The organism is Nonlabens sp., from assembly GCF_047636915.1.
Lineage (GTDB): Bacteria > Bacteroidota > Bacteroidia > Flavobacteriales > Flavobacteriaceae > Nonlabens.
This window is the reverse complement of sequence record NZ_JBLIGN010000120.1, coordinates 1-5,779: the sequence shown is the minus strand read 5'-3', so window position 1 is coordinate 5,779 and position 5,779 is coordinate 1. Positions and strand designations below refer to the sequence as shown.

Below are 5,779 nucleotides of genomic sequence, written 5' to 3'. Positions count from 1 at the left end.
AAATTTTGACCCCAGGCGTGCAACACGGCAATCGTACCCAAGGTTGCTCCAAGATGTTTGTGGTTGTTTCCAAAAACACATAAGGTCAACCATGCGGTCTCAAAAAGCATTATGTGTTCTTTTTTGAGATGACTAAGGGATACCCTATTACGATGGTCTGCAAGGGTAAAGACCAAATGAAATAAAGGCACAGGCAACAACTCCTTGGTTCTTGCATGTGCCCATTGGTGTTGTTTATGCCCTTGGCAGGTTGGACAGTGCCTATTACGGCAAGAGTTAAACTGAAAATGGAATTTCCCACAATGGGTGCACCAATCTAAATGGTCGCCAAGATCCTTGGTGCAGTATTCTCTAAGGGCATGTAACGTGTGTAAATTCCAGCTCGTATTGGATAAAACTTCTAGATGTTCTTGTTCCAAATTCAAAACATCTGCAACAGTATGCTTGGCACACATTACACTTTGTATAAGCTGTCTAAAGGACTCTTTTTTTTTGAACTTCCAGAAGCAGCTACATGAAGATAGATAATGGTGGTTTGGATATCTGCATGACCCAAAAGTTCTTTTAAGCACATAATATTCATGCCGTCTTCTAGTAAATGTGTGGCATAGGAATGACGAAGTGTATGGGTGGTGAATTTCTTTTTAGTATTTATTTTTGAGCGGCACTCTTTAATAATCCATTGAATCCCTCCAGGGCTCATTGGCTGGGCAAGCCCTTGTTTCCTTATCTGACTGTTAAAAACATAGGTGACAGGCTTTTCGGTTCTTAGATACTCTTTAAGCCCCCGAATGATCATCTCCCCTAAAGGCAAATAACGATCTACCTTGCCTTTTTTCTTTTTAATAAAAACCGTTTTACGCTCAAAATCAAGATCTGATTGCTGCAAATCACAAAGCTCATAACTTCTAAGTCCGCAACCATAAAGCATCCCCAAAATAAGGCGGTGTTTTAAATATTTAGGAGCCTTTAAAAGCGCCTTCACTTCTTGTTTGTTAAGCACTATAGGCAGGTCGGCTTGTCTCTTTATCTGAGGAAGTGCAATACGTTTGACCTCCATACCCATAACTTTATAAGCAGCGCGAAGCCCAAAAATGGTATGTTTAAAGAAACTTTCTGATGGGGTCTGGTGTAGCTTTTTACAGTGGAATAAATAGTCGTTAATACGCTCTTGGCACAAGTGTTCTGGACTACATTTGTAATAAAGAGTCAGATGCGCAAGACAACGTAAATAATTAGTTAAGGTACTGGTTGCCTTCCCATTTATAACAAAACTTTTTTCTAGTTTAAGGGCTAATACGTTAAATTCTGGTACAGCTTCTAATGCTGTTTGTAAGATCGTCTTCTCTTTTTTTTAAAATACATAATTCTATAGGTTTTTAGTGAGACCCTAAATTAATGTATTTTTAACAGCAAGAAGTGGCTTCCGAGGAACTAGGATTAGTTCAACACCGTATAAAACTCATGGCATTACCTTATCAATAATTGAATATTTAGAACAAATATTAGCACCTTGTACATTCCGAAAAATATGAACTCGCTTGACTTGCTGATTCGCACTCGGCTCAATTAATTTGGAGAAAAAGATAATGATGGTGGTCGGTTTCGACGCTTCCCGCCCCGCTGAAAAGCGAGCTCGTTCACGCTGCGCCAGGCGCGACACATCTTATACAAACCCGTTGGATGCCATTTGAGAGCACATCAGAAAATTAATAAATGATGGAAGTTCAATCACTACAAAATCAATTAATGCAAAAACATTCTTTCACAGAAAAAGAAGTTGACTTTTTTGTTTCTCATTTTACAGAACGTAAGGTCAATTGTTTGTAATATTCGTGTTGCGCGTAGAAAATGGTCAAAATAAAATAGGAAAAACATATTTCTGCCTTTTGTCTTGTTTATCAGTTCATTTGGGCTCGCCCAAAACGGTTATTGGTATGATGTTTTATATAAAGTTAAATCTGAAAACACAGAAAAGTTTACTTCTTTAGTGAATGATTACTTCTCCAGTATAAAAATACAAGATGACATAGAAGCTGAGTTTTCTGCTTTTATATTTAAAAGTTCAAGTGAAAAGGCAACGCACTTAATAGGCTTCTCTTGTGCTTCGTCGAAAAAATTAGCTGAATTTAAAAAATCTTTGTCGGGTCCAGGTTGGGAACTGTTTTCTAGAGAATTGCTTAAAAACACTGAAAGCAATTACACTACCGCTGGTAACAATACACACTATAGTGATATAAAGATGGTCTGCCAGAGCACATATTTTTGCAGGCATGGGCTTATAAGGTTAAAGATGTAACTAATTTTACAAATGCTTTTAAGAAACTACTAAGAACAATTAAACCAGATAGTTATATGGGTATGGGAGATGTTGTTCACGTTTCTGGTGGTGAAAATGTATGGATTTTTAAATCGTATGCTGATTTATCACAAGTTTTAGAATTTGGCACAAAAAACGATATTGAAAAAACTGCTTACGCTCTATTTTATAAGGAAATATCACAAGAAACCCTTGATTGGAGTTTTACAAGAAAATTAATTACACGATTTAAATAAACAAAATAAAGAGGGTTTTAAAATAAAAGCCTTTCTGTTTCTTTAGGAAGGATTTTAGCATTATCACTTTTCAAAGGAATAACGCTATTTAAAACTTAAATCACAGGTGCACCCTCCTATCTTAATACAGTTGCTTCTTTAATTCTTTGTTTAAAAGAAGTTCAGTTTTTTATAGGTGTATGAAAGATCCAGTTTAAGACCTCGTAACTGAAAAAGTAGCTGAAAACAAATAATCGTAGTCAAAAATCTACTTTTTATTTTGCACCTGAAAAAGAATAGCGTCAGCAATTTTAGAAAAAATAACGGAAAAGTGATACAACGAAGCGAGTTCCATCAATCTATAGAAGAAAATGCACAGAGAGTAGTAGAGAACATTGACGCTTATAAAAAAGACAAGCTATTGTAGAACATCCTTAAGGAACTATCAAACGGCAATGGAGTTTTGAACACATCATAACTAAAAAAACAAAGAAAAGAGCCAGTGCAGAATTAGGCTTTATGTTTATCGCTTATAACTTGACAAGGATTAAGAATATCCTTCGAGATACTAAAACATCAAGTATTAAAGCTAGTAAGTACTTTGATATATGTATACAATCTCTTCTAAGTTGTTTAGAGGTATTTTGCCAACCAAAACTCAAAATATCAAATTCAAGCATAGCACTAATACAAAAAAATGTAATTTAGTAAAACATTAAAATAGCAGTAGGTTATTAGACAGAATGACGTTAGCTACAAGCTGAAAGAAACTACCAAAACAAAAAATAATAAATGAACAAATTAAAAGGAAAAGTAATAATCATAACAGGTTCTTCAAGAGGTATTGGATTGACCATTGCCAAAACACTTGCTAAAAATGGCGCAAAAGTGGTGGTTAATTTTTCAAGCAGTGAAGAAACTGCCAAAAGCGTAGTAACTGAAATTTTACAAAGTGGTGGACAAGCTATTGCTATCAAGGCTGACGTCAGCAAATCGGAAGACGTAAAAAGATTATTTCAAAAAACCATTGAGAAGTTTGAAAAAATTGATGTATTGATAAACAATGCTGGAATTGCAATTTATAAATTGATCAAAGACACAACGGACGAAGATTTTGATAGAATTTTTGATGTAAATGTAAAAGGAGTGTTCAACACAATGAGAGAGGCATCTACACTTTTAGGTGATAATGGAAGGATAATAAATTTTTCGAGTTCTGTAACACGACTAATGTTGCCGACTTATGGAACATATTCCGCAACTAAATCTGCAGTTGAACAGCTGACTAGAGTGTTTGCAAAAGAAGTAGGAACTAAAGGAATTACAGTAAACTCTATTTCACCAGGTCCAGTTAATACGGAACTTTTCAAACAAGGAAAAAATGAGGAGGTTATAAAACGTTTGGCTTCAATGTCTGCTTTTAATCGAATTGGCGAACCTGAAGACATTGCAAAAATCGTCTTATTTCTTGTAGATGATGATTCAAAATGGATCACAGGACAAAATATCGGAGTAAATGGCGGATTTGCTTAACTAATAAAGCCAGCAGCTAATCAAGTAGACGGCTCCGCTCCTCATTAGGAACGGAGTGCGACTCTCACACCTCCGTACCCTTCGACTGCGCTCAGTACGGAGTTTTGTAGCCCTGCTTCCTTCAGTCCTAGCTTCATAGCTAGCAACCTTGCAACTTACTAATGGTTCATTGCCTTACCAACGCCCGTAAGGGACTTGCACCCTCTAGATTAATTATTTACCTTCGGTAAATAAAAGATGCCCATGCTGGGTAAACACAATGAATATAAATAATTGCTAGTTCTAGGCTAAACAAAAGGTAGTTGCTGTTTTTTAAAATCTGATTTTCCTTCGGAAAATCCTCGCACTTAAACTCGCAACTATTCTTACACGAACCGTAAGCCATAGTTAGGCTGCATTAAAAATTCATCCCCAAATTTAGAATCATGATATATTACTGGTATTCTATTGTAAAGATATTAATTCTGAGAAATTTTCAAAGTGAAGTAAATTATGACCAGACAATCAAAAGAACTTTTAGAGTTGGTCCTTTTGATTGTGATGGGTTCCGTGTTATGACAGCCGCAAAATATCCTGTTTATATGGATTTCATTCGCTGGGAATTAATTGCAAGATCAAAATTATATAAAGCTATTGTTAAAAGAAAATTAGCACCATCATTAGGTTCTCAAAAGATAATATACAGAAAGCCTTTGAAGATTTGGTCTAAATTTGATGTGATTTTAGAAAGCGCTGGAATGGATGATAAGTGGGTTTATTATGTGCACTATTTTGAACAAAAAAATGAAGTAAAAGCAATAGGAATTGCGCGTACACTTGTCTGGAAAAGAGATAGACCTACTGCTCTAACAGACATTATGAAAGAAGTTGGCGCAACCGAAAAAATAGACCCACCACTGTGGGTTTTAAATATTTTTAAGGAGGATAAGGAAATTATTGAAAATGCAAATAAAAAAAACTATAGCGAACAAAGTACTGTGTTATAAAACAAATAAAAACTAATTAATTTTTCACTAGTGTACTTCTATAAGTATGATCATATTTCAACCCTGATTTCGCTATTGTAAAAACTTGTTTTAGCAGCTTTTTACAAACTGCAATTAATGCTAATTTTTCGCTCTTTCCTTTTACGACTATTCCTTCATAAATCTCCCTACAGGCTTTGTTGTATTTCGAAGCTGCAAAACTGCAAATAAATAAAAGGTTTCGAAATTTTTGATTCCATATTTTACTTATACGAGGTCTTCCTTTTACGCTGCTCGCACTCTGCCTGATCAATGGTGTCAATCCTGCATAACTGCACTATTCACTTGTGCTTGTAAAACGGCCGAATTCATTTGTTAAAACCACTAGCATAATGGCACTTTTAGTCCAATACCTAGGCTACTTTTAAGCCTTTTAACACATCTTGATGCATTTGTTTCACCAAAATAAGTAGTTTTTCGTCTAAGGCTTTCACTCCTTTTTGAACCTGCTTCTAACGGCGTTTTAAAGAACCTACAATTACTTTGCTCAGATTACCAAAAACAACTTCTCCGTGTAATCTATTTTCTAGCATTGTGCTCTGTTTTGTATACACAGAAAGAAGTCTGGTCATTTGCAGACATTCTATTTGATGCTTAGAATTGCCTTGCCATATTTTCAATTCAACCTGTTGAGCATATTCACATATAAGTTTTGAATCACTCTTATCGGTCTTTATCTTCAATAA

General features: G+C 35.2%; 6 protein-coding genes and 1 pseudogene. 3 read left to right on the top strand and 4 right to left on the bottom strand.

The features are described 5' to 3' along the window. Both ACJAT0_RS12245 and ACJAT0_RS12240 read right to left on the bottom strand, forming a co-directional pair. Window positions 1–455 (bottom strand): transposase zinc-binding domain-containing protein (locus ACJAT0_RS12245; protein WP_415181884.1); only part of this gene is annotated, 455 nt, incomplete at its 3' end. Continuing rightward, window positions 455–1,060, bottom strand: a complete 606-nt coding sequence (locus ACJAT0_RS12240; protein ID WP_415181883.1) for a tyrosine-type recombinase/integrase — start codon at window positions 1,058–1,060, stop codon at window positions 455–457. The genes ACJAT0_RS12245 and ACJAT0_RS12240, both read right to left, overlap by 1 nt. Window positions 1,061–2,265: 1,205 nt before the next feature. On the opposite strand from ACJAT0_RS12240, the gene ACJAT0_RS12235 reads away from it, so the two are divergent. The 3 genes from ACJAT0_RS12235 to ACJAT0_RS12225 all read left to right on the top strand — a co-directional run bounded on the left by ACJAT0_RS12235 (window position 2,266) and on the right by ACJAT0_RS12225 (window position 5,054). Next, window positions 2,266–2,556: a hypothetical protein gene (locus ACJAT0_RS12235; protein ID WP_415181882.1), complete on the top strand. Its 291-nt coding sequence runs from the start codon at window positions 2,266–2,268 to the stop codon at window positions 2,554–2,556. Window positions 2,557–3,327: 771 nt separating this feature from the next. Continuing rightward, window positions 3,328–4,068, top strand: a complete 741-nt coding sequence (locus ACJAT0_RS12230) for an SDR family oxidoreductase (RefSeq protein ID WP_415181881.1) — start codon at window positions 3,328–3,330, stop codon at window positions 4,066–4,068. A 425-nt stretch (window positions 4,069–4,493) separates the two neighbouring features. Next, on the top strand, window positions 4,494–5,054 hold the full coding sequence (locus tag ACJAT0_RS12225) for an acyl-CoA thioesterase (protein ID WP_415181880.1): 561 nt from the start codon (window positions 4,494–4,496) through the stop codon (window positions 5,052–5,054). A gap of 16 nt (window positions 5,055–5,070) precedes the next feature. Here ACJAT0_RS12225 and ACJAT0_RS12220 read toward each other — a convergent pair whose 3' ends face one another. After that, window positions 5,071–5,346, bottom strand: coding sequence for a hypothetical protein (locus ACJAT0_RS12220; protein WP_415181885.1), 276 nt, complete (start codon window positions 5,344–5,346; stop codon window positions 5,071–5,073). 199 nt (window positions 5,347–5,545) lie between these two features. Beyond that, window positions 5,546–5,779 (bottom strand): annotated as a pseudogene (locus ACJAT0_RS12215) (IS110 family transposase); the annotation flags it as partial.